Source organism: Frateuria sp. GZRR35, assembly GCF_051900415.1.
Taxonomy (GTDB): domain Bacteria; phylum Pseudomonadota; class Gammaproteobacteria; order Xanthomonadales; family Rhodanobacteraceae; genus Frateuria_A.
Genome location: NZ_JBHZGL010000010.1, coordinates 93,826 through 119,499, shown reverse-complemented (window position 1 = coordinate 119,499; position 25,674 = coordinate 93,826). Strand labels below are relative to the sequence as shown.

Genomic DNA, 25,674 nt, shown 5'->3' with positions numbered 1-25,674 from the left:
ATCGCCGCGCAGGCGATTGAAGGTTTCCGACCGATGAAGCACCCCACCGCGTTGCTCCTCCTCGCGCTCGCCGCGGCCACCGTCCTGCCCGTCCAGGCCCAGTTGCTGCCCCAGGCGCAGGGTGACGCCACGACTTCGGGCACGCAGCCGCTCGACCGCATCATTGCGGTGGTCGACGACAACGTGATCCTGCAGAGTGAACTGGACGAAGCCGTACGCTCGGTCAGGCAGCAGTACGCCAGCACGCCCGACCGGCTGCCGCCGGAGGACGTGCTCAAGCGTCAGGTGCTCGACCGCCTGGTGCTGATGAAGCTGCAGGTGGCCAAGGCCGGCGAGCAGGGCATCCGGGTTTCCAACTCGGACGTCGACCAGGCGGTGGCCACGGTTGCGCAACAGAACCGCATGAGCCCCGAGCAGCTGCAGCAGGCGGTCGAACAGAGCGGGCAGAGTTTCGCCGCGTTCCGTGGTCAACTGGTCGACCAGATCATGGTCCAGCGCCTGCACGAGAGCGTGGTGCGCGACTCGGTCAACATCACCGACAGCGAAATCAACAACCTGCTCAACAGCCCGACCTACAAGGCCGGCGAAGTGCATCTGGCGCACATCCAGATCTCGATCCCGGCCGGCGGTACCGCGCAGGACATCAACGCGGCGCAGGCCAAGGCACAGGAAGCGCTCGATGCGATCAAGGGCGGCATGGACTTCAACGCCGCGGCGATCCGCTATTCCGATGCGCAGGACGCACTGGAAGGCGGCGACCTCGGCTGGCGCAAGATGGACGAAATCCCGCCGGCCTTCGCCGACACCATCGCGGGCATGAAACCTGGCCAGGTCAGCGCCGCGCTGCGCGGGCCTACCGGCTTTCACATCCTCAAGCTGGTCGACCAGCGCGAGCCGAGCCGCCAGGTCGTCACCGAGTACCACGCCCGCCAGATCCTGATCCGGCCGAGCGAGCTGGTGACGCCCGAGCAGGCGCAGCAGAAGGCGCAGGACCTGTACAACCGCATCGTCAACAAGCACGAGGACTTCGCCAAGCTGGCGAAGGAAAACTCCAAGGACCCGACCACCGCCAATGCCGGCGGCGACATGGGCTGGTTCCAGCGCGACCAGTGGGGCAGCACGATCGCCGAGCAACTCTCGCAACTGAAGGACGGCGAGGTCTCCCAGCCGTTCCAGAGCGAGGCTGGTTGGCACATCGTTCAGCTGGAAGGCACTCGCAAGAGCGACGTGACCGACGAGAGCGAGCGCAACCAGGCGCGCCAGGCGATCGGCAACCGCAAGGCCGAGCAGGCGTACGAGGACTTCCTGCGCCAGCTGCGCGCCGATGCCTACGTCAACATCCTGGTGCCGGAACTGAAGGACCCGGACGCGCAGGACAAGAGCTGAGCCGTGCCTTGAACGCCAGCCTGCCGCGTCTGGCGCTGACTGCCGGGGAGCCGGCCGGCGTCGGTCCCGAACTGCTGGTCCGGCTCGCATCGGCACCATTTGCGGCCGGGCTCGTCGCCATCACCGACCGCGACTTGCTGCGGCGCGCAGCGGCCCGCTGCGGCCTGCCGCTGAAACTGCTCGAAGACGACGGCCAGCCGCATGCGCACGTGCCGGGTAGCCTGCGCGTCCAGCACGTGCCGCTGGTGGCACAGGAGCACCCTGGCCAGCCCGACCCGCGCAATGCCCGCCACGTCCTGACCACGCTGGCTGAGGCGGCCGATGGCTGCCTCGCGGGCAGCTACGCGGCCGTGGTTACCGCGCCCTTGCAGAAGGCCTCGATCAACGACGCCGGCATTCCTTTCAGCGGCCATACCGAGTTTTTCGCCCAGCGCGCTGGCGTCGACGTGGTGATGATGCTGGCCAGCCCGGAGTTGCGCGTGGCCCTGGCCACCACGCACCTGCCGCTGCACGCGGTGCCCGCGGCGATCACCGCCGAATCGCTGGAACGCACGCTCCGCATCGTGCATGCCGGGCTCAAGGCACGGTTCGGCCTGGCCGAGCCGCGCATCGCGGTGCTCGGCCTCAACCCTCACGCCGGCGAAGGTGGCCACCTCGGCCGCGAGGAAATCGACGTGGTCGAGCCCGTGCTGGCGCGGTTGCGTGCGCAGGGCATGTACCTGCTCGGCCCCCTGCCAGCGGACACCGCCTTCGTCCCCGCCCAGCGCGAACGCTACGACGCCGTGCTGGCGATGTATCACGACCAGGCACTGCCCGTGCTCAAGAGCGAAGCTTTCGATCGCACCGTCAACATGACCCTCGGCCTGCCGTTCATCCGTACCTCGGTCGATCACGGCACCGCGCTGGACCTGGCCGGAACCGGTCGCGCGGATCCATCCAGCCTGATCGCGGCGGCGCGGATGGCGCTGGACATGGCAAGCCGTCGCGACAAGATCGGTTGAAGCCAAAGGTCTACGAGAAATCCGATGAACGCCCGCCCCAAGAAAAGCTTCGGCCAGCATTTCCTGCACGAAAAGCGCTACATCGAGCGCATCGTCAGCGCGATCGCGCCCAAGGCCAACGACCGCGTCGTGGAAATCGGCCCGGGCGAAGGCGCGCTGACGCTGCCGCTGCTGGCCGCCGCCGGCCGCCTCACCGCGATCGAGCTGGACACCGACCTGATTCCCGGTCTGCAGGCGCGCGCGAGCACCGTCGGGTCGCTGGAGATCGTCCATGCCGACGTGCTCAAGGTGGACTTCACCGCGCTGGCGCAACGCCTCGGCGTGCCGCGAGTGCGCCTGGCCGGCAACCTGCCCTACTACATCTCCAGTCCGATCCTGTTCCACTGCGTGGACCATGCGGCCGCGATCGCAGACATGCACTTCATGCTGCAGAAGGAAGTGGTCGATCGCATGGCCGCGGACCCGGGCAGCAAGGTGTATGGCCGCCTGTCGGTGATGCTGCAGTTGGCCTGCCGGGTCGAGCCGCTGTTCACCGTGCCGCCCGGCGCGTTCCGTCCGCCGCCGAAGGTCGATTCGGCGGTCGTACGGTTGGTGCCGCTGGCTGAACACGAGCGCCACGATGCCGACCCGCAACGCCTGCACGCGATCGTCAAGGCAGCCTTCGCGCAGCGGCGCAAGACGCTCGCGAACGGGCTGAAGAACCTGCTCGACAGCGCGGCCATCGCCAGCGCAGGCATCGACCCGAAGACGCGCGCCGAGACCCTCGCGCCCGGCGATTTCGTGCGGCTGGCCAAGCTCCCCGCCTGACGCGTCGCCTACACGCGCACGCCCGCGCGCAGGCCGTACAATCGACGCATGAATCCCAAAGCTTCCTACACGATCGACGTGCAGGTCGAAACCCGTTTCGTTCCCGACCAATCCAAGCCGCACGACAACCGCTACGTGTTCGCCTACACCGTGACGCTGCACAACGCCGGCGACGTGCCCGCGCGGCTGCTCACCCGCCACTGGGTGATCACCGACGCCAACGGCAAGGTGGAAGAGGTGCGCGGCGAGGGCGTGGTCGGCGACCAGCCGTGGATGCGGCCGGGCGACCGTTACCAGTACAGCTCAGGCGCGGTGCTGGACACCGCCGTGGGCACGATGCGCGGCAGCTACCAGATGCTCGCCGACGACGGCACCCACTTCGAGGCGCCGATCGCGCCGTTCACGCTGTCCATACCGCGCACCCTGCACTGATGGCACGCACTATCGAGGGTTCGCCTGCGATGGACCGGACGGACGAGTTCTGATGGCGACATATGCAATCGGCGACGTGCAGGGCTGCTATCCGGAGCTCTCGCGTTTGCTCGACACATTGCGGTTCGACCCGTCGTGCGACCAGCTGTGGTTCTGCGGTGACCTGGTCAACCGGGGCGGCGAGTCGCTGCAGGTACTGCGCATGCTGCACGGCCTGCGCGAGAACGTGGTCGTCACGCTGGGCAACCATGACCTGAGCCTGCTGGCGATCGCCCAGCGCAAGCCCGACGCGCAGTCGCGGGTCAACCCGGAGCTGCGCGAGGTGCTGTTCGCGGACGACGCGCCGGTGCTGTTCGAGTGGCTTCGCAACCAGAAGCTGCTGCATCACGACGAGGCATTGGGTTGGGGCATGGTGCACGCCGGCATGGCACCCTCGTGGACGCTGCGCCAGGCGCTACGTGCGGCGCAGGAAGTGGAGCGCGAGCTGTCCAGCCCGCGCCACCCGAGGCTGTTGCGCAATCTCTTCGGGAATCGCCCGGCTGCCTGGTCGAGCCGGTTGCAGGGCATCGAGCGCTTCCGCGCCTCGATCAACACCATGACGCGCATGCGCTACTGCGACGTCAACGGGCGTATCGACTTCGAGGCCAAGGGCGTGCCGGGCACGCAGAAGCCTGGGCTTTATCCGTGGTTCGCCGTACCGGGCATGCGCCGGCGGGAAGTCAGGATGGTCTGCGGGCACTGGTCCGCACTGGGCCGTTTCGCTGGACTGGGCGTGTATGCGATCGACACCGGCTGCGTGTGGGGCGGCCAGCTGACCGCGCTGCGGCTTGACGGGGAGGAGCCGCAGTACATCACGGTGAATGCGGAGCCGCACCGCAAGCGGCCATCGGGCGGCGGGGACTGACCACCACCCGAGGTGACCCGGCGCTCGCAGTGGTCACGATGTAGGTCTCTCTGTAGGAGCGCACTCTGTGCGCGACCACCTACCCGGATCGCACACAGGGTGCGCTCCTACAGCCGGGGGGGGGGGCCGGGGGGGGGGGGGGCGGGGGGGGCGCCGGCCCCCCGGGCGGGGCAGGGTGCGCTCCTACAGCCGGGCGCGCCGACGTGAGATCGGCGCGCCGGACTGTCCTCAGGCCAGCTGGCCGTGGCAGTGCTTGTACTTCTTGCCCGAGCCGCAGGGACACGGATCGTTGCGGCCGATCTTCGGACCTTCGTGCTGCACCGTGCCTGGCGCGGGTGCCGACGGGGCGTCGTTGCCCAGCGCATTGACCGGAGCTCCGCCGCCGCTGGCGAGCATCTGCTGCTGCAGACGCGCCGCCAGGCGCTGCTGCTCGGCCTCCATCGCGGCGACCTCTTCCTCGCTGCGGATGCGCACGCGGGCGAGCATCTGCACGACCTCGGTCTTGATCCTGCTGAGCATCTCGGAAAACAGTTCGAACGACTCGCGCTTGAATGCCTGCTTGGGATCCTGCTGCGCGTAGCCGCGCAGGTAGATGCCCTGGCGCAGGTAGTCCATGCTGGCCAGGTGTTCCTTCCAGGCGTTGTCGACCACGCTCAGCATCACGTGCTTCTCGAGCTGGCGCATGGTCTCGGCGCCGATCTGGGCCTCCTTGTTCTTGAACGCCTGGTCCATCGCCTCGCGCACGTGGTCGCGAATCTGCGCCGCATCCAGCTCGTGCTGCTTCTCGACCCACGCCTTCAGGCCGGTGGCGATGCCGAACTCGCTGTCCAGCGCACGTTCCAGGCCCGCGATGTCCCACTGCTCGTCGATGCTGTCCGGCGGCACATGGGCATTGACGATCGACTCGACCACGTCCTCGCGGATGTCGGCGATGGTGGCCGAGACATCCTCGCCTTCGAGCAGCTCGTCACGCTGGCGATAGATCACCTTGCGCTGGTCGTTGGCGACGTCGTCGAATTCGAGCAGGTGCTTGCGGATGTCGAAGTTGTGCTGCTCGACCTTGCGCTGGGCCTTCTCGATCTGGCGGCTGATCATGCGCTCCTCGAGCGGATCGTCCTCCTTCATGCCGAAGCGCTTCATCCAGCGCACCAGCCCCTCGCCGCCGAAGATGCGCAGCAGGTTGTCTTCCAGCGCCAGGTAGAAGCGCGAGGAACCCGGGTCGCCCTGGCGACCGGAACGGCCGCGCAGCTGATTGTCGATGCGGCGGGATTCGTGCCGCTCGGTGCCGATGATGTGAAGGCCGCCGGCGGCAAGCACCTGTTCGTGGCGCTTCTTCCATTCGCTCTTGACGCGCTGGCGGTCGACCTCGGAGGCATCCTCGGGCAGCGCGGCGAGCGCGGCCTCCAGGCTGCCCCCGAGCACGATGTCGGTACCGCGGCCAGCCATGTTGGTGGCGATGGTGACCGAGCCTGGCGCGCCGGCCTGCGCCACGATCTGCGCCTCGCGCTCGTGCTGCTTGGCGTTGAGCACTTCGTGCGGCACCTTGGCCTTGGTCAGCAGGTCCGACAGCAGTTCGGACACTTCGATCGAGGTGGTGCCGACCAGCACCGGCTGGCCGCGCTTGTGGCAGTCCTTGATGTCCTCGATCACCGCGCGGTACTTGGCCTGCTGGCTCAGGAACACGATGTCCAGGTTGTCCTTTCGGATCATCGGCTTGTGGGTGGGGATGACCACCACCTCCAGGCCGTAGATGGTCTGGAACTCGTACGCCTCGGTGTCTGCCGTGCCGGTCATGCCGGCCAGCTTCTTGTACATGCGGAACAGGTTCTGGAACGTCACCGTCGCCAGCGTCTGGTTCTCGCGCTGGATCGGCACGCCTTCCTTCGCCTCGACCGCCTGGTGCAGGCCGTCGGACCAGCGGCGGCCGGCCAGCGTGCGACCAGTGAACTCGTCGACGATGATGACCTCGCCGTCGCGCACGATGTAGTCGACGTCGCGCTGGTAGATCGCGTTGGCGCGCAGCGCGGCATTGAGGTGATGCACCACCGCCAGGTTGCGGGCGTCGTACAGGCCACTGTCCGGATCGATCACGCCGGCCTTGCGCAGCAATTCCTCGCCGTGCGCCATGCCCGCTTCGGACAGGTGCACCTGCTTCTGCTTCTCGTCGACCCAGTAGTCGCCCGCGCCGTCCTCGGTTTCCTGCCGCTTCATCTGCGGCACGATGCGGTTTACCGCCAGGTAGAGCTGCGGCGAGTCCTCGGCCGGACCGGAAATGATCAGCGGCGTGCGCGCCTCGTCGATCAGGATCGAGTCGACCTCGTCCACGATCGCGTAGTTGAGGCCGCGCTGATAGCGCTGCTCCTTCGACAGCGCCATGTTGTCGCGCAGGTAGTCGAAGCCGAATTCGTTGTTGGTGCCGTAGGTGATGTCGGCGCCGTATGCGGCGTGCTTGTCGCCGTGGTCCATGCCCGGATAGACCACGCCCACGGTCAGCCCCAGGAAGCTGTAGAGCTTGCCCATCTGGGCCGAGTCGCGGCGGGCCAGATAGTCGTTCACGGTGACCACGTGCACGCCCTTGCCTTCCAGGGCGTTCAGATAGACCGGCAACGTACCCACGAGGGTCTTGCCCTCGCCGGTGCGCATCTCGGCGATCTTGCCCTGGTGCAGCACCATGCCGCCGATCATCTGCACGTCGTAGTGGCGCATACCCAGCACGCGCTTGGCGCCTTCGCGGACGACGGCGAAGGCCTCGGGCAACAGCTTGTCGAGCGTCTCGCCCTTGGCCAGGCGCTCCTTGAACTCCCCGGTCTTGGCCTTGAGCGCCGCGTCGTCCAGCTTCTCGAACTCCGGTTCCAGCGCGTTGATCCGCGCGACGGTCTTGGAAAGCTGGCGCAGCACACGCTCGTTGCGGCTGCCGAAAAGGCTGGTCAGGGCACGATTGAACATCGATCTTCCGTCAGTGAAGGCTCAAGGCCCGCGGCGGTCACGGGCGAAAGGAGACATGTTACTACAGCCGCCCCAGTGGGCCGGGATGGCGGCGAAGGGCGGGGGATTCAAGAGGCCGGCGCCGCAAAAGCAGGAAGCCCGCTTGCGGGCGATGCCTCCCCTTCCGAAGCCAGGGGCATCGCCCGCAAGCGGGCTTCTACGGGATGACTTAGCGGTGGCTCTTCACGTAGGCCAGCGGATTGACCACGCGGCCCTTGTACCAAACCTCGAAATGCACGTGCGGACCGGTCGAGCGGCCGGTGGAACCGGCGCGCGAGACCACGTCGCCCACATGCACGCGCTGGCCCGGATGCACCAGCAACTTGCTGTTATGGGCGTAGCGGGTCATGTAGCCGTTGCCATGGTCGATCTCGACCACGTTGCCGTAGCCGCTGCGCACACCGGTGAAGGTCACCATGCCTTCGGCGACGGCGTGGACCGGCGCGCCGAACGGCACGGCAATGTCCAGGCCGGTATGGCGCGCACTGTGGCCATCGAACGGGTCCGGGCGCACGCCGAAATAGGAGGAGATATAGCCCGAAGCCGGCATGCCGGTGGGCTTGAGATTGGAGTCGATCTTGGCATCCAGCAGCAGGCTCTGCAGCGCGGACAGCTGCGCCTGCTGGACGTCGAACTGCCCGGCAAGCTGGTCGATGCCCTTGTCGAGCGTCGGCGGCAGGGCGTAGGCGCTGCCGGCAGTGTCTTCCAGGCCGCCCATCGCCGGCGGCTGGTCAAAGTTGAATTCGTTCGGGTCGAGCTTGCCGACCTCGGTCAGGCGCTCACCCAGTGCGTTAAGGCGGGTGGACTGCGCCTCGAGCTGGCCCAGCTTGATCGCAAGGGCGTCGAGCTCGCGCTGGGAGTCCTTGCGCACGCCCGCCAGCTGCGTGTCCTGATCGCGGATCTGCTGCTTGAGCTGCTGGATCTCGGCGAGTGCGCGATCGCGTGGGCTGGACACGGTCAACGCTACCGCGGCGCCCAGCACGCCACACCCGACCACCGCCGCCATCGCCAGGCCCGCAAGCCGCCAGCGCAACCGCCGCTGGGCGAGATCGAAGGTCTTCGGCACTTTCCTGGAGCGGGATACGAGTATGATCTGCATTGCTTTTTTTTCACTTCAGATGACGGCACCATGCAGCGCGCCGATTCCCCCACTTCCCGCCGTCCCGACCGCGGCCCCAAGCCGCTGGCCGAATGCGGTTCGTTCGCCTCGCTGGCCAAGAAGGCCGGTGAGCTGGATGCGTTGGATCGTGCCCTGCGCCAGACGTTGCCGACGCCCTTGCGCGAGCAGGTGCGATTCGCCCACCTGCGCAACGGCCGCCTCGTCTTCCTGGCGTCCTCACCGGCCTGGGCAGCGCGCCTGCGCCTGATGCAAGCGCAGATACTCGCCACCGCCCGTGCCATCGGCACGAGCGCCAGTTCGGTCACCGTGAAAGTGGCTCCCCCCCGCCCGGCCGCAACGGAACCGGATCGGTCAAAACCGCTTTCGCCTGCCGCAGCCGTTCATCTCAAAGCTGCCGCAGCGTCAATCACAGACCCTGAACTGAAGGGTCTGTTCCTCGAGCTGGCGTCCATCGCCGAAACTGCTGAATTCCCGGTCGCCAAGGACTAACGTGGCGCGGGGCGCCGTGCCTTTGCGAGGTGCCCGGCGGGCACCGATTTCCCCCTTGCCACCCCGGAGGGCGGCAGAGGTTTTATAGCACGGTGGGAGGGCAGGTACACCCCGGCATGTCGCCGTAGCGTGAATCGCGGCGTGTATTGCCGATGGCCTGCGTCACAGAAACGACGAAGGCCGCCTCTTGTGGAGACGGCCTTCGGGGCAGGCGGCGGGCCGGTCAGATGGGCCTGGTCAGATCGCTTGGGCCGGGTGTGCGTAGGAGATCGGCGAGACGGCCGGATCATCCTTGTAGACCACCTCTTCCCACGCGGTGGGATCGGCGATCAGGGTGCGCAGCAGCTTGTTGTTGAGCTCATGGCCCGACTTGTGGGCGTGATAAGCACCGATCAGGCTGTGGCCGAGCAGATACAGGTCGCCGATGGCGTCCAGGATCTTGTGCTTGACGAACTCGTCCTCGTAGCGGAGGCCGTCCTCGTTGAGTACGCGGTAGTCATCCAGCACCACGGCGTTGTCCATCGAGCCACCCAGCGCCAGGTTGTGCTCGCGCAGCATTTCGATGTCGCGCATGAAGCCGAACGTACGGGCGCGGCTGACTTCCTTGACGAAGGAGGTCGTCGAGAAATCGATCTCGGCGCGCGAGGTGCGCTTGGAGATGATCGGGTGGTTGAACTCGATCGAGAAGCCGACCTTGAAGCCCTCGAACGGCTCGAAGCTGGCCCACTTGTCGCCTTCCTGCACCTTGATCGGCTTCTTGATGCGGATGAAGCGCTTGGCAACGTTCTGTTCTTCGATACCGGCCGACTGCAGCAGGAACACGAAGGGACCGGCGCTGCCGTCCATGATCGGCACTTCCGGCGCGGACAGCTCCACGATCGCGTTGTCGATGCCCAGGCCGGCCATCGCCGAGAGCAGGTGCTCGACGGTGGAGACGCGCACGTCGCCCTTGACCAGGGTGGTCGACAGGCGGGTATCACCCACGCAATCGGGGCGCGCATGGATGTCGACCGGCGGATTGAGATCCGTACGGCGGAACACGATGCCCGTGTTCGGCGCGGCGGGGCGCAAGGTCATGTAGACCTTGTCGCCGGTGTGCAGGCCGACGCCGGTCGCACGGATGATGTTCTTGAGCGTACGCTGCTTGATCATTTTTATAGGTACCAGTGTGGGCAGCAGCCAATCAGGGGTCGGATGCTAACACAGTCTTAACCTGTGGCAATAGCAAACCGTACCGTACAGTCTGGTCGCCTCTTTAGCTTTCCTTCATACGTGACGCCGGTCACGAAGTCCGGCAATTCCCCGTCGCCTCAACCAGTTACCGCGACACGTCCCCCTGCGCCGGGAGGACGGGTATCCGGCGCAAGGGGGCGGACAGGCCGGCGGCTCCCTGCCAGCCGGTGCGCGCGCCGGTCCTCGGCGCGCTGCCTTCACCTCAAAATCACCCGAGCGACAGTCACGAAAACCACACAGGCGCTAGACGCCTGCCGGGCCACGTCATGCACTGACCTGCCGATCTGGTGTTTTGTTCAATTTTCGCAAGGGCCTCCGGTGAGTGCCGTTCAGTCGGCCTGGCGGCGCAAGAACGCCGGGATATCCAGGTAGTCCAGGCTGGGGTCGGCACCCTTGGCCGGCGGCTCGGCGCGAGTGTGCGAAGCGACCGTTTCCGGCGCGGCGTAGTCCACCACCTCGTTGCCCGTACCGGTCCGCAGCACCACCGGACGGGGACGCTGGCGCATCTCCACCTGCTGGGTGGCCACGGCACGGGGGGCCTGGCGAGTGGCGGCCGCACGGTTGAGACCCGTGGCGACCACGGTCACGCGCACGTCGTCCTGCATCTCCGGGTCGAGCGAGGTGCCGATCACCACGGTCGCGTCTTCGCTGGCGAAGTCGTGGATGACCCGGCCGATCTCGTCGAACTCGCGCATGGTCAGGTTCGGACCGGCCGTGACGTTGACCAGGATGCCGCAGGCGCCATTGAGGTTGACGTCCTCCAGCAGCGGGTTGTTGATTGCCGCCTCGGCCGCAGCCTGCGCACGGTCGTCGCCGCGGGCGGTGCCCGAGCCCATCATGGCCATCCCCATCTCGGACATGACGGTGCGCACGTCGGCAAAGTCGACGTTGATCAGGCCCGGGGCGGTGATCAGGTCGGCGATGCCCTGCACCGCACCCTGCAACACGTCGTTGGCGGCCTTGAACGCATTGAGAAGCGTGACCTCGCGGCCGAGCACGGAGAGCAGCTTCTCGTTCGGCACGGTGATCAGCGAGTCGACGTGCTGGGAGAGGTCCTCGATGCCCTTCATCGCCACCTGCATGCGGCGACGGCCTTCGAACGGGAACGGCTTGGTGACCACCGCCACAGTGAGGATGCCCTTTTCCTTGGCAAGCTGGGCCACGACCGGCGCCGCGCCGGTGCCGGTGCCGCCACCCATGCCGGCGGTGATGAACACCATGTCGGCGCCCTCGAGCATTTCCTCGATGCGTTCGCGATCCTCCAGCGCGGCCTGGCGGCCGACTTCGGGATTGGCGCCGGCGCCCAGGCCCTTGGTGACATTGGCGCCGAGCTGCAGGTGGGTACGCGAGCCGCAGTTCTTCATCGCCTGCGCGTCGGTGTTGGCGACGACGAACTCGACGCCCTCGATGTTGGCGCTCAGCATGTGCGCCACGGCGTTGCCGCCGCCGCCGCCCACGCCGATGACCTTGATGACCGCATTGGGTGCCAGTTTTTCGATCAGTTCAAACATTTCCCGTCCTCCGTAGAGCTTCGTTGTCGTTGTAACCGCGGGTCCGGCGTCCTACCGGCCTGCGGTGGTGGGCGAAACCTCCTTTCGCCCGCGGTGGCGCTCCGCGCCAACCGAAAATCCGTTCCCGAAGAGAACGCCGCTCTCTTCGTCAGAAGTTCTTGGTGATCCAACCACGCACCTTGTCCACCAGCCCGCCGACGCTGCCGCCGACCGGGTGGCTCACGCGCACGCCGCCGGCGCGCGCGCCGTGCAGGAGCAGGCCCACGCCGGTCGAATGCAGCGGATTGGCGATCACGTCGCCCAGGCCGGTGACGTGCTGCGGCACGCCGACGCGCACCATCTTGTGGAAGATCTCCTCGGCCAGTTCCAGCGCGCCTTCCATACGAGAGGCGCCGCCGGTCAGCACCACACCGGCGGCGACCAGGCTGTCGTAACCGGAGCGGCGCAGCTCGTCCTGCACCATCTCGAAGATTTCCTCGTAGCGCGCCTGCACGCTCTGCGCTAGCGACTGGCGGGCCAGCCGCCGCGGCGGGCGGTCGCCCACGCTGGGCACCTGGATGGTTTCCTCGGCGTGCGCCAGTTGCGCCAGCGCGCAGGCGTACTTGATCTTGATCTCCTCGGCATGCGCGGTCGGCGTGTGCACGCCGTAGGCAATGTCGTTGGTGACCTGGTCGCCACCGACCGGCAGCGACTTTGTGTAGCGGATCGAGCCCTGCGTATAGATGGCGATATCGGTCGTGCCGGCGCCGATGTCGACCAGGCAGACGCCCAGTTCGCGTTCGTCGTCGGTCAGCACGGCCTTGGCGCTGGCCACCGCCGAGGGCACCAGTTCGTCTACCGCCAGCCCGCAGCGCTGGATGCACTTGGTGATGTTCTGCACCGCCGCAGCCGCGCCGGTGACCAGGTGTACCGAAGCCTCCAGGCGCACGCCGCTCATGCCGACCGGCGAGCGGATGCCGTCCTGGCCGTCGATGCGGTACTCCTGCGACTCCTTATAAAGAACCTTGCGGTCGGCCGGGATCGCCACTGCGCTGGCGGCTTCCAGCACCTGCTCCAGGTCGCCCGGGGTGACCTCGCGGTCGCGGATCGCCGCGGTGCCGTGCGAGTTCTTGGTCTCCAGGTGGCTGCCCGAGATCGAGGCGAACACCGAGCGGATGTCGCAACCGGCCATCAACTCGGCCTCTTCCACCGCGCGCTGGATCGAATGCACCGTCGATTCGATGTCGACCACCGAGCCGCGCTTCATGCCACGCGAGACGTGAGAGCCGATGCCGATCACCTCGATCGGCTCGCCCGGCTCGTACTCGCCCACGATCGCGGTCACCTTGTTGGTGCCGATGTCCAGGCCGACGACCAGCTGCTTGTCGTTGCGCGTCTTCATAGGGTCAGGCTCATGTGCGGGGCGCCCCCGCGGCAGGTGCGTCGGCGTCGGGCCAGCGCACGGCGAATCCGTTGGTGTAGCGAAGGTCGGCGTAGGCGAAGGCGGCCGGGTGGCCGGCCATCACTTGCGGGTAGACGTCGAGGAAACGGCGCAGGCGCTTGCCGGCCTGGGCGCGGTCGCCCAGCACGATCTGCGCGCCCGCGTCGGTGGTCAGGCTCCAGCTGCCGCGCTCGGACAGCGCCACGCCTGACACTTTCAGGGGCGTGCGAGCCACCGCCTTGAGCGCGTCCGCGTAGAACGCCACCACTTCGGGCATCTGCGCGTCCGGTCCGCGCAGGTCGGGGAGCGGGGTCGCCGACGTGATCTTGCCGCCATCGAACAGCACGCCCTGGCGGCTGATCAACCGGGTCTCGTTCCAGCGCGCGAACGGCTGGCGCTCGTAGATGCGCAGGATCAGCGTGTCCGGCCAGCGCTTGCGTGCCTCGACCGACTCGACCCACGGCAACGCCGCGACCGCCTGCTGCACCGAGTCCAGGTCCAGCGCAAAGAAGCCGTGGCCCAGGCGCGGCAGCACGGCGGCGCGGATCTGCTCGGCGCCGACGTGCTTGAACTCGGCCTGCACAGTCAGCTGCGTCACCGGCCAGCGGTCGGCGGCGAACCAGCCGCGCAGCACGCCGACGACCGGCAACGCGACCAGCGCGATGGCCAGGCACCAGGCGACGAGGCGGATCACTCCCCTCACAGGCCCTCCCGGAAACTGGTTTCCAGCACGCGCCAGCACACGTCCTCGTAGTCGATGCCGGCGACCCTGGCCGCCTTGGGCACGAGCGAGTGCGAGGTCATGCCCGGCGCAGTGTTCACTTCGAGCAGGAAGTTGCGGCCCTGCCGATCGCGCATCACGTCCACGCGGCCCCAGCCGTGGCAGCCGAGCGCGTCGAAGGCCTCAAGCGCCAGCGCGCGCAACGCGTCCTCGCCCGCGCCTTCAAGGCCCGGGCAGAGGTACTGGGTGTCCTCGGCGACGTACTTGGCGTTGTAGTCGTAGAAGGCACCCTTGGGCACGATGTGGATCGAAGGCAGCACCTGGCGGCCGAGGATGCCGACGGTCATCTCGTCGCCCTCGATCAGGGTTTCCATCAGCAGGTCGCCGGGGTAGCGCGCGGCCAGCTCGACCGCGCTGTCCAGCTGGCTTTGCTCGAACACGCGCGTCACGCCCACGCTGGACCCTTCGCAAGCCGGCTTGACGATCAGCGGGAAGCCGACCTGCTTTGCCGCCGCGTGCACTGCCTGTGCGTCGGCGCCGCGCGGCAGCGCGACGAAGACGGGCGTCGGCAGGCCGAGTGACTGCCACACGCGCTTGGAACGCACCTTGTCCATCGACAGCGCCGAGCCGAGCACGCCCGAGCCGGTGTAGGGCACATGGAGCGATTCCAGCGCACCCTGCAGCACGCCGTCCTCGCCGCCACCGTGCTGGCCATGCAGGATGTTGAACACGCGCGCGAAGTGGCCAGCGCGCAGCGCGTCCAGCAGCGCGGGGATGCCGTCGATCGCATGCGCATCGACGCCGCGGCTATTGAGCGCGGCGAGCACGTTGCGACCGGAGTCGAGCGACACCTCGCGCTCGGCGGAGCTGCCGCCCATCACCACGGCCACGCGGCCGAACTGGGCGGGGTCGGTGATCCTGGCGGAGGTGATCTGCGATTGGGTGTTCACTTGGCAGTCCTCAGTTGGCCGGCCTGCGCGAGCTCCACTGCCGCCGCGCCAATGTCGCCGGCGCCGAGCAGCAGCAGCAGGTCGCCGTCGCGCAGCAGCGTCGGCAGGGTGTCCTTGAAGTCGCGCGGGTGCTCGATCAGCACCGGGTCGACCTTGCCGCGCGCGCGCACGGCGCGGGCCAGCGCGCGGCCGTCGGCCCCGGCGATAGGTGCCTCGCCGGCCGGGTAGACCTCGGTCAGCACCAGCACGTCGGCCTCGGCCAGCACGTTGGCGAAGTCGTCCAGCAGGTCGCGCGTGCGGCTGTAGCGGTGCGGCTGGAAGCCGACCACCAGGCGCCGGTCCGGCCAGCCGCCACGGGCCGCGGCAAATACGGCCGCCAGCTCCCGCGGATGGTGGCCGTAGTCGTCGACCAACAGCACGCTGCCCTGTTCCAGCTTCAGTTCGCCGCGGCGATGGAAACGCCGGCCGACACCCTGGAAGTTCTCCAGCGCGCGGGCGATGGCCTCGGCCTCGACGCCGAGCTGCCAGCCGATCGTGGCGGCGGCCAGCGCGTTGAGCACGTTGTGCCGGCCCGGCAGGTTGAGCGTGACTGGCAGCGGCTCGGCGCGGCCGGGCAGCTGCAGGTCGAACAGCATCTGGAAACCGCTCTGGCGCACGCTGGTGGCACGCACGTCGGCGTCGGTGGCGCTGATGCCGTAGGTCATCACGCGGCGCGTGGTGTCCTTGGCCAGCTTTGCCACTTCCTCGTCGTCCACGCACAGCACCGCCAGGCCGTAGAACGGCAGGCGGTGCAGGAAGTCGGCGAAGGCCTTCTTCACCTGGGCGAAGTCGCCGCCGTAGTTCTCCAGGTGGTCGGCGTCGATGTTGGTAACCGCGGCGATCACCGGCGAGAGCAGCAGGAACGAGCCATCGGACTCGTCCGCTTCGGCCACCAGATACTGGCCGGTGCCGAGGCGCGCGTTGGCGCCGGCGGCGTTGAGTTGGCCGCCGATCACGAACGTCGGGTCGTAGTTGGCCTCGGCCAGCACGCTGGCGACCAGGCTGGTGGTGGTGGTCTTGCCGTGGGTGCCGGCGATCGCGACGCCACGGCGGAAGCGCATCAGCTCGCCCAGCATCTCCGCGCGCGGGATCACCGGGATGCGCGCGGCACGGGCGGCGACCAGTTCCGGGTTGTCCTGGCGGATCGCGCTGGAGGTCACCACCACGTCGGCGTCCGCGACATGCGCGGCCTCGTGGCCGACCTGCACGACGATGCCGAGCGCAGCCAGCCGCTGCGCGGTCGGCGAATTGGCCTTGTCCGAGCCGGAGACGGCGTAGCCCAGGTTGTGCAGCACCTCGGCGATACCACTCATGCCCACGCCACCGATGCCGATGAAATGCACGCGGCGGAACGTGGTCATCAGGTCTTCGTGTGCGAGCAGGCGGCGCGGCGTCATGCAGCCACCTCCAGGCAGGCGGCGGCGATCGTCGCAGCCGCGTCTGGCTTGGCCTGCGTGCGCGCGGCTTCGGCCATCGCGGTCAGCTGGCGGCGGTCGGCGAGCAGCGTGGCGAGACGTTGCGCCAGTTGTTGTACGTCCAAATCACGTTCCTGGATAAGTTCGGCGGCGCCCGCTTCCACCAGCGCCTGCGCGTTGCCGGTCTGGTGGTCGTCGACCGCGTGCGGGAAAGGCACCAGCACGGCGCCCAGGCCCGCGGCGGTGAGCTCGGCGATGGTCAGCGCGCCGGCACGGCACACGGCGAGGTCGGCCCACTCGTAGGCGGCGGCCATGTCCTCGATGAAGGGCACCACATCGGCATCGACGCCGGCCTTTGCGTAGGCCGCACGGGCCTCGTCCAGTCCACGGCTGCCGCACTGGTGGCGCACGAGTGGGCGCTGGTCGGCGGGAATCTGCGCCAGCGCCTGCGGCAACGCCAGGTTGAGCGCGCGCGCACCGAGGCTGCCGCCCAGCACCAGCAGCTGTGGTCGGCCGCTGCGGGCGGCGAAACGCTCGGCCGGCGGCCGCAGCGCGGCGATGCTGGCGCGCACCGGATTGCCGACCCACTCGCCGTTCGGCAGCGCATCGGCGAAGCCCGCGAGCACCCGCCTGGCGAAACCGGCCAGCTTGCGGTTGGTGTAGCCGGCCACGCGGTTCTGCTCGTGCACCAGCAACGGCGTACCGGTCAGCCGCGCGGCCACGCCGCCGGGTCCGGCCACGTAACCACCCATCGACAGCACGCTGCGCGGACGCACCCGGCGCAGCACGCTGAGCGATGCGAGCAGCGCGCGCGCCAGCATCAGCGGGGCCAGCAGGCGCGTCCTGAGGCCCTTGCCGCGCAGGCCGCCGACCGCGACGGTGTGCAGCTCGATGCCGTGCGCCGGCACCACGCGCGTCTCCATCCCGCCGGCCGCGCCCAGCCAGGCCACCGGGATGCCCTGCGCGCGCAGCACGTCGGCCACGGCCAGACCCGGGAAGATGTGGCCACCGGTACCGCCGGCCATGATGAGGACGGGACGGGAGTCGCCCGGGCGTGCGCGGGTCCGGTTGTCCATCGCCGACTCGGGAATCCTGGTCGTCATGCCGCCACCGCCTCGCGCTCGCGTGGCGAAGCCACCGCCGCGTTCGCGTCCGCCACCGCCATCGCGGGCATGCGCGTGGCCATCTGGCGCGCGTCCAGCGCGCGGTTGATCTCGAAGGTGGCGCGCAGCAGCACGCCCGCCATGGCGCAGGTCATCAGCACCGAGGAGCCACCCGAGCTGATCAGCGGCAGGGTCAGGCCCTTAGTGGGCAGCGCGCCAAGGTTCACGCCGATCGACACCATCGCCTGCAACCCCAGCATCAACGAGATGCCGAAGGCCACGTAGCCGGCGAAGCGCTGGCCCACTTCCACGCCCTTCAGTCCCAGGTACAGGCCGCGCCCGACCACGGTAGCGAACAGCCCGATCACCAGCGCGATGCCGGCCAGGCCCAGTTCCTCGCCGATCACCGCCAGGATGAAATCGGTGTGCGCCTCGGGCAGATAGGAAAGCTTGAGCACGCTCGAACCCAGACCCACGCCGGTCCATTCGCCGCGACCGATCGCCATCAGCGACTGGGTCAGTTGGAAGCCGTCGTTGAACGGGTCCTTCCACGGGTCCATGAACGAGGTCAGCCGCTTCATGCGGTAGCTCTCGCTGGTCGCCGCGACGACGAGTGCCGGCATCAACGGCAGCCCCATCAGGAACAGGTAAAGCGGCCGCGCGCCGCCCAGCCAGACCATGCCGATGGTGACCGCGATCACCAGCGTGGCCGAGCCGAAGTCCGGCTGCGCAAGCAGCAGCAGCACGATCACGCCCGCCACGATGATCGGCCGCAGCAGGCCCCAGAACTTGGTTTCCACGCTCTCGCGGTGGCGCACCAGGAAGCTCGCCACGTAGACCACCAGGATCAGCTTCACCGCCTCGACCGGCTGGAAGCTGATCACGACGAAGTTGAGCCAGCGCCGCGCGCCGTTGATGCGCATCCCTAAGTGCGGCACGAACACCGCCAGCAGCATGACACCGCCGGCCAGCAGCAGCGGGAAGGCGTACTTCTCTACCTGCTTGAGCTCGGTGCGCATCGCGACACCGGCCAGCACCAGCCCCAGCGCCAGATAGAACAGGTGCTTCTTGAGGTAGTAGAACGCGCCGATGTGCTGGCTGTCGGCCACCGCGATGGAGCTGGAGGTCACCATCACTACGCCCATGCTGGCCAGCGCGACGAGCGCGACCAGCAGCGGCAGGTCGAAGCTGCCGCGCGGCCCGTTCCGCTTGATCGCCTGGCTGGAGCCGAAGCCGAACATAAGTCAGCGCACCTTCAACGTGGCAAGGCCGATCAGCACCAGCACGACGCTGATGATCCAGAAGCGCACGATCACCCGCGGTTCGGGCCAGCCCTTGAGCTCGAAGTGGTGATGGATCGGCGCCATGCGGAAGATGCGCTTGCCGGTGAGCTTGAAGCTGGCCACCTGCAGCATCACCGAGACGGTCTCCAGCACGAACACGCCGCCCATCACGATCAGCACGATTTCCTGGCGCACGATCACTGCCACGCAGGCCAGCGCGGCACCGATGGCGAGCGCGCCGACGTCACCCATGAACACCTGCGCCGGATACGTGTTGAACCACAGGAACCCCAAGCCGGCGCCGGCCAGCGCACCGCAGAAGATCGAGAGTTCGCCCGCGCCCGGAATCGACGGAATACCCAAGTACTCGGAAAACACCTTGTTGCCGGCGAGGTAGGCGAACACGCCCAGCGCGCCGGACACCAGCACCGAGGGCATGATCGCCAGGCCGTCGAGGCCGTCGGTGAGGTTCACCGCGTTGGAGAAGCCGACCACCATGAAGTAGGCGACCACCACGAACAGCACGCCGAGCGGCAGCGCCACCTGCTTGAACAGCGGCACGTACAGCGCGGTTTCGGCCGGCAGTTGGGCGGTCTTGTAAAGGAACACCGCCGCCGCCAGCCCGAATACCGACTGCCAGAAATACTTCCAGCGCGAGGCCAGGCCGCGGCTGTCCTTGAGTACCAGCTTCTTGTAGTCGTCGTAGAAGCCGATCACGCCGAAGGCGATCAGTACGGCCAGCACGATCCACACGTAGCGGTTGTGCAGATCGGCCCAAAGCAGTGTGGCGATGGCGATCGCCAGCAGGATCATCACGCCGCCCATCGTCGGCGTGCCGGCCTTGACCAGGTGCGTCTGCGGACCGTCGCTGCGCACCACCTGCCCGGCCTTGAGCGCCGCCAGCCGCATGATCAGGCCCGGACCGAACAGCAGCGACATCGCCAGCGCGGTGAGCGCAGCCATGATCGTGCGGAAGGTGATGTACTGGAACAGATGCAGGGCGGTGAAATGCCGTGCCATCCAGTCGGCCAGCTCAAGCAGCATCGACGGGGCCTCCGGAGGCGTGGGTTTGATCTTTGAGTAGGGTCACGACCTGTTCCATGCCGGCCGAGCGCGAGCCCTTGACCAGGCAGGTCACGCCCGCGTGCAACTGGCGCGCGAGCGAGGCGGCCAGCGCCGCCTTGTCGGCGTGGTGCTCGCTGCCGCTGCCGAAGGCCTTGGCCGCGCCGGGGCTCAAGTTGCCGACCGCGAACAGCCGGTCGATGCCGGCGGCTTTCGCGCGGGCGCCGATGCCTTCGTGCAGCGCGCGCGCCTCAGGCCCGAGCTCGGCCATGTCGCCGAGCACCAGCCAGCGCTCGCCGGTGGCCAGCGCCAGCGTGTCGATTGCCGCGCCGACCGAGCCCGGATTGGCGTTGTAACTGTCGTCGATCAGCGTCCAGCCGCCCGGCATGGTTTCACTGCGCAAGCGCCCGGCCACGCCCGGCACGTGCAGCAGGCCGGCGACGATGGTCGCCAGCGGCACGTCCAGCGCCAGCGCGATCGACGCCGCAGCCAGTGCGTTGGCGATGTTGTGCCGACCGGCCAGCGGCAGCGCCACCTCGGCCTCGCCTTCGGGCGTGCGCAGCAAGAAGCGCGAGCCGTCCACGCGCTGTTCCAGGATGGTCGCGCCCACATCGACGTGCCCGTCCAGCCCGAAATGCAGCGTCGCACGCGATCCGGCCAGGCCCTCGAAGAAACCGGCAAAGGCGTCGTCGGCATTGATGATCGCCACGCCATCGGCCGGCAACGCCTGGTACAGCGCGCCCTTGGTTTCGGCGACGCCTTCGAGACTGCCCATGCGCTCAAGGTGCGCCGGCGCGATGGTGTTGACGAGGCCGATATCGGGCCGCGCGATGGCGGCCAGATAGGCGATGTCGCCCGGCTTGCCGGCGCCCATCTCCAGCACCGCGTACTCGCTGTCGGCCGGCATCGCCAGCAGGGTCAGCGGCAGCCCCAGTTCATTGTTGTAGTTGCCTGCGTTGACGTGGGTGCGACCGTGGCGCGAGAGGATCGAGGCGGTCAGCGTCTTGACCGTGGTCTTGCCGTTGGAACCGGTGATGCCGACCACGCGCACGTCGCGCTGCGCGCGCACGGCGCTCGCCAGGTCGCCGAGTGCGGCCTGGGTGTCGTTGACCAGCACCTGCGGCAGATCGACGTCGACGCGGCGCGTGACCAGCGCCGCCGAGGCACCGCGCAGGGCGGCCTCGCGCACGAAGTCGTGTCCGTCGACGCGTTCGCCCCTGATGGCGACGAACAGTTCACCAGCCTGCAGCCGGCGGGTGTCGATCGCCACCCCGTCCACCTGCAGGTCCGGGCCGAGCAGGCGGCCATGGGTCCACACCGCGATTTCGGAGAGGCGCATCATGCGTGGTTCTCCCTGGCAGGTTGTGCAAGGGCCGCGCGGGCGACCGCGAGGTCATCGAAGGGGCGCTTGCCGGCAGCGCCCTCCTGGTAGGTTTCGTGGCCTTTGCCGGCAATCAGCACGACGTCGTCGGCGCCGGCCTGGGCGATGGCCATGCCGATGGCAGCGGCGCGGTCGCGCTCGATCGCCGCCGAATGCCGCATGCCTGCGCGGATCTGCGCGACGATGGCGCCGCCGTCCTCGCCACGGGGGTTGTCGTCGGTGACGATCGCGACGTCGGCGAGGCGCTCGGCGATCGCGCCCATCTGCGGCCGCTTGCCCGCATCACGCTCGCCGCCGCAGCCGAACACGCAGATCAGCCGGCCCGCGCAATGCGCGCGCAGCGCGGCGAGCGCCTGCTCCAGCGCATCGGGGGTGTGCGCGTAGTCGACCACCACCAGCGGATGGCGGCCGTCGCCGCCGAGGCGGCTCATGCGGCCGTTGACCGGCGCGAGCGATTCCACTGCCTCGACGATGCGAGCGAACGGCTCGCCCAGCGCACCCAGGCAGGCCACTACGGCAAGCAGGTTGGCGACGTTGAAGCGGCCGAGGAGCCCACTGCGGATCGCATGCGTGCCCCACGGCGTCGCGAGTTCGAAGGCCAGGCCTTCGGCCGAAGTGAGGACCGCCTTCGCGCTCACGTCGGCGGGACCCGCGACGCTGGTGCGCAGCGCCCGCACGCTGGACGGGATCCGGTCGGCCAGCGTGCGCCCGAACGCATCGTCCACGTTGATCGCCGCCGCCTTCAGCCCGGGCCAGGCGAACAGCTTGGCCTTGGCCGCACCGTAGGCCTCCATGGTGCCGTGGTAATCGAGGTGGTCGCGGGTCAGATTGGTGAAGGCCGCGACCTCGAAATCCACCGCGCCCACGCGCCCCTGCTGCAGCGCGTGCGAGGACACTTCCATCGCCACGTGCGTCGCACCCTGGTCGCGGAATTGCGCCAGCAGGCGCTGCACGCTGATCGCATCGGGCGTGGTGCGCTCACCGTCGTCCAGCGCGCCATACAGTCCGGCGCCGAGCGTGCCGATGCTCGCCGCCGTGTGGCCCAGCCGCGAAAGCGCCTGGGTGATCAGCTGCACGGTCGAGGTCTTGCCGTTGGTGCCGGTGACGCCGACCACGCGCAGCGCACGTGAGGGGTGGTCGTGGAAGCGCGCGGCGATCTCGCCCAGGCGCGCATGCAGGTCGTCGATCCACAGCACCGGCACGCCTGGCGTGAAGCCCGCCACCGCCGGCGCCTCGGCAAGCACCAGCGCAGCGCCGCGTGCCACCGCCTCGGCGGCGAAGGCGATGCCGTGCGCGCGCGTGCCGTGCAGCGCGACGAAGGCTTCGCCGGGGCGTACCTGGCGCGAGTCCAGGCTCAGGCCGCAAATACGAAGATCGCCGAGCGCTCCCGCGTCGGCGAAACCATTCAGCAAGGGGGCGAGGAGTCGCTTGCTCACGGCTCCTCCAGTGGCACGTCGTCGATCGGAGGATCGGTCGGCGGCTTGCTGCCGGCCAGCCCGGTCGGGCTCATCAAGGGGCCGCCGGCGTACCAGCGGCCGATGTTGTCCGGCGGTACGTCGAGCAGGCGCAGCGCACCTTCCATCACGCGCGCGAACACCGGCGCCGAAACCGTGCCGCCGTAGTAGCTGCGCTTCTGCGGATCGTCGATGACCACCACCCCGACCAGCCGCGGATTGCTTGCCGGCACCAGGCCGGCGAAGGCGGCCGTGTAGTTGTCGCGCGAGTAGCCGCCGGCGTTGGCCTTGTGCGCCGTGCCGGTCTTGCCCGCCACGATGTAGTTGGCGATGCGTGCCGTGGTCGCGGTGCCGCCGGGGGCGGTCACCGTTTCCATCATCTGGACGATCTCGTTGGCAACCTGCCGCGAGACGATCGCCTTGGCCTCGTTGTCGGCGCCCTTGATGAAGCTCGGCGAGTGCATGACGCCGTGGTCGCCCAGTGTGGCGTAGGCATTGGCCAACTGCAGCGGTGTCACGTTCAGGCCGTAGCCGTAGCCCATGATGGCCTGTTCGAGCGGACGCCAGTCGCGGCCGATCCGCAGCAGGCCGGAGGACTCGCCCGGGAAGCCGCTGTTGGTGCTGTTGCCGAAGCCGAACGCGCGGTAGGTGTTGTACATCAGCGCCGTGTCGAGCGTCATGGCGATGTGCGCGGCGCCGACGTTGCTCGACTTGGTGATCACGCCGGTGGGCGTGAGCAGGCCATAGTTGTGGGTGTCGTGGATGTCGTGGCCCTGGAAATACCAGTGGCCGCCAGTGGTGTCGATCAGCGGGCTGGTCGGCGTGTACTTGCCGCTGGACAGCGCCGCGGCCATCAGGATCGGCTTGATCGTCGAGCCCGGCTCGACCAGGTCCGTGACGGCACGGTTGCGCCGGTCGGAGAACTTGCTGCCGGAAAGCGAGTTGGGGTTGTAGGTCGGCAGGTTGACCATCGCCAGCACTTCGCCGGTCGGCACGTCCAGGATCACCATCGAACCCGAGGACGCGTCGAACTCGGTCAGCGCGTTCTTCAGTTCGTTGTAGGCGAGGAACTGGATGCGACGGTCGATGCTCAGCGTGAGGCTCTTGCCCGGCTTGGGCTCGCGCACCTGCTCGACGTCCTCGACCACGTGCCCCATGCGGTCGCGGATCACCCGCTTGGCGCCGGGCTGGCCGGACAGCCAGTCGTCGAACGCCAGCTCGAGACCTTCCTGGCCGTGATCGTCGATATTCGTGAAGCCGAGCACGTGCGCGGTCACTTCGCCCGACGGGTAATAACGGCGGTACTCGCGCTGCGCATTGATGCCCGGAATGTCCAGGTCGAGCACGGCCTGGGCGACCTCCGGCGGCATCTGCCGGCGCAGGTAGACGAATTCGCGGTCGGCGCGCTGCGCCAGGTGTTCCTTCAGCTCGCCGGCGTCCACGCCGAGCGCCGCAGCAAGGTCGGGAATACGGTCGGCGTTCTCCAGTACCTGCGGCGGATTCGCCCAGACCGACATCACCGGCGTGGAGACCGCCAACGGCTCGCCGTTGCGGTCGAAGATGGTGCCGCGCGAGACCGGGATCTTCACCTCGCGCAGGAAGCGCGCGTCGCCCTGGTCCTGGTAGAACTGCTTGCGCAGCACCTGCAGGTCGAACGCGCGCGCGACCAGCCCCATCGAGGCCAGCGACAGCACGCCCACGACCAGCAACATGCGCCGGCGTGGGCTCGGGCCGGCGCCACGGCGGCGGCCGGCGGCAGGCTGGGGGATCGGCCGGCGCAGGCTCATCGGCGCACCAGCTGGATGTCCTGCGGCTTGGGCGTGACCATGCCGAGCTTGCTGCGGGCCTCCTGGTCGATGCGCCGAGGCTCCGCCCAGGTCGCCTGCTCCAGCTCGAGCCGGCCGTATTCGATGTTGAGTTCGTCGCGCTGGTTTTGCAGCCGGGTCAGCTCGACGAACAGCACGCGGCTCTCGTGGCGCGTCCACACCACGCCGATCGCGCTGACCAGCACGGCCAGCAGGAGGATCACGATCGCCGCGCCGCCGATCGCCTTCATGCCAGTTTCTCCGCCACGCGCAGCACCGCCGAGCGGGCGCGCGGGTTGACCGCCAGCTCCTCATCGGACGGAAAGCGCGCCTTGCCGACCGCGGCCAGCCGCGCGGGCTTCGCCGCCACCGGCGGACCGCGCCGGCTGCCCTGCACGCGGCCGGAATGGTCGCGGATGAACTGCTTGACCGCGCGATCCTCCAGCGAGTGGAAGCTGATCACCGAAAGCCGCCCACCGACCTTGAGCCGCTCCAGTGCCGCATCAAGGCCACGCTGCACGGCATCGAGCTCGCCGTTCACGCGGATGCGCAGGGCCTGGAAGCTGCGCGTGGCCGGGTGCTTGCCCGGCTCGCGGCGGCCGATGGTGCGCTCGATCAGCGCGGCCAGCTCGCCGGTGCGCGCGATCGGCGCCTCGGCACGGCGCGCCACGATGGCGCGGGCGATCTTGCGACTGAAGCGCTCCTCGCCGAAGGTCCACAGCACGTCGGCGATCTCATGCTCGTCGGCGCGGGCGAGGAACTCCGCCGCGCTCTCGCCCTGGGTGGTGTCCATGCGCATGTCCAGCGGCGCATCGGCCATGAAGCTGAATCCGCGCGCGGCCTCGTCCAGCTGCGGCGAGGACACGCCCAGGTCGAGCAGCACGCCGTCCAGGCCGGCGGCGGTTTCGTCCCATTCGGCCAAGTCGGCGAAATTGCCGTGGCGGATCGATACGCGCGGATCGCCGGCGAAGGCCTCGCGGGCGGTGGCGATCGCGGTGGGATCGCGGTCCATCAGCAGCAGCCGGCCGTCGGGCCCCAGGCGCGACAGCACCGCGCGTGCGTGACCGCCGCGCCCGAAGGTGCCATCCAGATAACGCCCGCCTGCCTGCACGGCAAGGCCCTCCACCGCTTCAACCAGCATCACCGGGATGTGCCGCAACTCGGCCACGCCGC

Annotated in this window: 22 protein-coding genes; 6 read left to right on the top strand and 16 right to left on the bottom strand. The window is 68.6% G+C overall.

Translation table 11 applies throughout. The annotated features are described in order from the left end of the window. Window positions 1-33: 33 nt before the first annotated feature. The 5 genes from ACFWZ3_RS12690 to ACFWZ3_RS12670 are packed head-to-tail and all read left to right on the top strand — an operon-like array spanning window position 34 to window position 4,530. The gene (locus ACFWZ3_RS12690) at window positions 34-1,386 is read left to right on the top strand and encodes a peptidylprolyl isomerase (protein WP_439708081.1); all 1,353 of its coding nucleotides are present in this window, start codon (window positions 34-36) and stop codon (window positions 1,384-1,386) included. 8 nt (window positions 1,387-1,394) lie between these two features. Beyond that, window positions 1,395-2,387: a 4-hydroxythreonine-4-phosphate dehydrogenase PdxA gene (gene pdxA, locus ACFWZ3_RS12685; protein WP_439708080.1), complete on the top strand. Its 993-nt coding sequence runs from the start codon at window positions 1,395-1,397 to the stop codon at window positions 2,385-2,387. A 24-nt stretch (window positions 2,388-2,411) separates the two neighbouring features. After that, window positions 2,412-3,194, top strand: coding sequence for a 16S rRNA (adenine(1518)-N(6)/adenine(1519)-N(6))-dimethyltransferase RsmA (gene rsmA / locus ACFWZ3_RS12680; RefSeq protein WP_439708079.1), 783 nt, complete (start codon window positions 2,412-2,414; stop codon window positions 3,192-3,194). A 48-nt stretch (window positions 3,195-3,242) separates the two neighbouring features. Beyond that, entirely contained in the window at window positions 3,243-3,626 is a 384-nt protein-coding gene (gene apaG / locus ACFWZ3_RS12675; RefSeq protein WP_439708078.1) for a Co2+/Mg2+ efflux protein ApaG, read from the top strand. 52 nt (window positions 3,627-3,678) lie between these two features. Next, entirely contained in the window at window positions 3,679-4,530 is an 852-nt protein-coding gene (locus ACFWZ3_RS12670) for a symmetrical bis(5'-nucleosyl)-tetraphosphatase (RefSeq protein WP_439708077.1), read from the top strand. Between the two features lie 228 nt (window positions 4,531-4,758). Here ACFWZ3_RS12670 and secA read toward each other — a convergent pair whose 3' ends face one another. Both secA and ACFWZ3_RS12660 read right to left on the bottom strand, forming a co-directional pair. Then, window positions 4,759-7,476 carry a preprotein translocase subunit SecA gene (gene secA / locus ACFWZ3_RS12665; protein ID WP_439708076.1) on the bottom strand — a complete coding sequence of 906 codons (2,718 nt, stop codon included), beginning with the start codon at window positions 7,474-7,476 and terminating at the stop codon, window positions 4,759-4,761. Between the two features lie 208 nt (window positions 7,477-7,684). After that, entirely contained in the window at window positions 7,685-8,614 is a 930-nt protein-coding gene (locus tag ACFWZ3_RS12660; protein ID WP_439708075.1) for a peptidoglycan DD-metalloendopeptidase family protein, read from the bottom strand. Window positions 8,615-8,644: 30 nt separating this feature from the next. Between ACFWZ3_RS12660 and ACFWZ3_RS12655 the strand changes: the two genes are divergently transcribed. Beyond that, window positions 8,645-9,124, top strand: a complete 480-nt coding sequence (locus ACFWZ3_RS12655) for a DciA family protein (RefSeq protein WP_439708074.1) — start codon at window positions 8,645-8,647, stop codon at window positions 9,122-9,124. Between the two features lie 237 nt (window positions 9,125-9,361). Here ACFWZ3_RS12655 and lpxC read toward each other — a convergent pair whose 3' ends face one another. The 14 genes from lpxC to rsmH all read right to left on the bottom strand — a co-directional run bounded on the left by lpxC (window position 9,362) and on the right by rsmH (window position 25,669). After that, complete coding sequence (gene lpxC / locus ACFWZ3_RS12650; protein ID WP_439708073.1) at window positions 9,362-10,276, bottom strand: UDP-3-O-acyl-N-acetylglucosamine deacetylase; 915 nt, start codon at window positions 10,274-10,276, stop codon at window positions 9,362-9,364. A gap of 410 nt (window positions 10,277-10,686) precedes the next feature. Then, on the bottom strand, window positions 10,687-11,868 hold the full coding sequence (gene ftsZ / locus ACFWZ3_RS12645; protein WP_439708072.1) for a cell division protein FtsZ: 1,182 nt from the start codon (window positions 11,866-11,868) through the stop codon (window positions 10,687-10,689). Window positions 11,869-12,016: 148 nt separating this feature from the next. Beyond that, the gene (gene ftsA / locus ACFWZ3_RS12640) at window positions 12,017-13,249 is read right to left on the bottom strand and encodes a cell division protein FtsA (RefSeq protein WP_439708071.1); all 1,233 of its coding nucleotides are present in this window, start codon (window positions 13,247-13,249) and stop codon (window positions 12,017-12,019) included. A gap of 10 nt (window positions 13,250-13,259) precedes the next feature. Beyond that, window positions 13,260-13,991 carry a cell division protein FtsQ/DivIB gene (locus ACFWZ3_RS12635; RefSeq protein ID WP_439708070.1) on the bottom strand — a complete coding sequence of 244 codons (732 nt, stop codon included), beginning with the start codon at window positions 13,989-13,991 and terminating at the stop codon, window positions 13,260-13,262. After that, window positions 13,988-14,959 (bottom strand): D-alanine--D-alanine ligase, encoded by a 972-nt coding sequence (locus ACFWZ3_RS12630; RefSeq protein WP_439708069.1) that lies wholly within the window; start codon window positions 14,957-14,959, stop codon window positions 13,988-13,990. Before ACFWZ3_RS12630 ends, ACFWZ3_RS12635 begins: the two co-directional genes overlap by 4 nt. After that, window positions 14,956-16,395 (bottom strand): UDP-N-acetylmuramate--L-alanine ligase, encoded by a 1,440-nt coding sequence (gene murC / locus ACFWZ3_RS12625; RefSeq protein WP_439708068.1) that lies wholly within the window; start codon window positions 16,393-16,395, stop codon window positions 14,956-14,958. The genes ACFWZ3_RS12630 and murC overlap by 4 nt, the downstream gene beginning before the upstream one ends. After that, the gene (murG, locus tag ACFWZ3_RS12620; protein ID WP_439708113.1) at window positions 16,392-17,489 is read right to left on the bottom strand and encodes an undecaprenyldiphospho-muramoylpentapeptide beta-N-acetylglucosaminyltransferase; all 1,098 of its coding nucleotides are present in this window, start codon (window positions 17,487-17,489) and stop codon (window positions 16,392-16,394) included. Before murG ends, murC begins: the two co-directional genes overlap by 4 nt. 23 nt (window positions 17,490-17,512) lie before the next feature. Continuing rightward, the gene (gene ftsW / locus ACFWZ3_RS12615) at window positions 17,513-18,757 is read right to left on the bottom strand and encodes a putative lipid II flippase FtsW (protein ID WP_439708067.1); all 1,245 of its coding nucleotides are present in this window, start codon (window positions 18,755-18,757) and stop codon (window positions 17,513-17,515) included. Window positions 18,758-18,760: 3 nt separating this feature from the next. Next, a complete protein-coding gene (gene mraY, locus ACFWZ3_RS12610; RefSeq protein WP_439699883.1) occupies window positions 18,761-19,843 on the bottom strand; it encodes a phospho-N-acetylmuramoyl-pentapeptide-transferase in 1,083 nt (360 codons plus the stop codon). Then, window positions 19,833-21,203, bottom strand: a complete 1,371-nt coding sequence (locus ACFWZ3_RS12605; protein ID WP_439708066.1) for a UDP-N-acetylmuramoyl-tripeptide--D-alanyl-D-alanine ligase — start codon at window positions 21,201-21,203, stop codon at window positions 19,833-19,835. The genes mraY and ACFWZ3_RS12605 overlap by 11 nt, the downstream gene beginning before the upstream one ends. After that, window positions 21,200-22,678 carry a UDP-N-acetylmuramoyl-L-alanyl-D-glutamate--2,6-diaminopimelate ligase gene (locus ACFWZ3_RS12600; RefSeq protein WP_439708065.1) on the bottom strand — a complete coding sequence of 493 codons (1,479 nt, stop codon included), beginning with the start codon at window positions 22,676-22,678 and terminating at the stop codon, window positions 21,200-21,202. The genes ACFWZ3_RS12605 and ACFWZ3_RS12600 overlap by 4 nt, the downstream gene beginning before the upstream one ends. Next, complete coding sequence (locus tag ACFWZ3_RS12595; protein ID WP_439708064.1) at window positions 22,675-24,483, bottom strand: peptidoglycan D,D-transpeptidase FtsI family protein; 1,809 nt, start codon at window positions 24,481-24,483, stop codon at window positions 22,675-22,677. The genes ACFWZ3_RS12600 and ACFWZ3_RS12595 overlap by 4 nt, the downstream gene beginning before the upstream one ends. Beyond that, window positions 24,480-24,752 (bottom strand): cell division protein FtsL, encoded by a 273-nt coding sequence (ftsL, locus tag ACFWZ3_RS12590; protein WP_439708063.1) that lies wholly within the window; start codon window positions 24,750-24,752, stop codon window positions 24,480-24,482. The genes ACFWZ3_RS12595 and ftsL overlap by 4 nt, the downstream gene beginning before the upstream one ends. Beyond that, window positions 24,749-25,669, bottom strand: a complete 921-nt coding sequence (gene rsmH, locus ACFWZ3_RS12585) for a 16S rRNA (cytosine(1402)-N(4))-methyltransferase RsmH (protein ID WP_439708062.1) — start codon at window positions 25,667-25,669, stop codon at window positions 24,749-24,751. Before rsmH ends, ftsL begins: the two co-directional genes overlap by 4 nt. Window positions 25,670-25,674 lie beyond the last annotated feature (5 nt).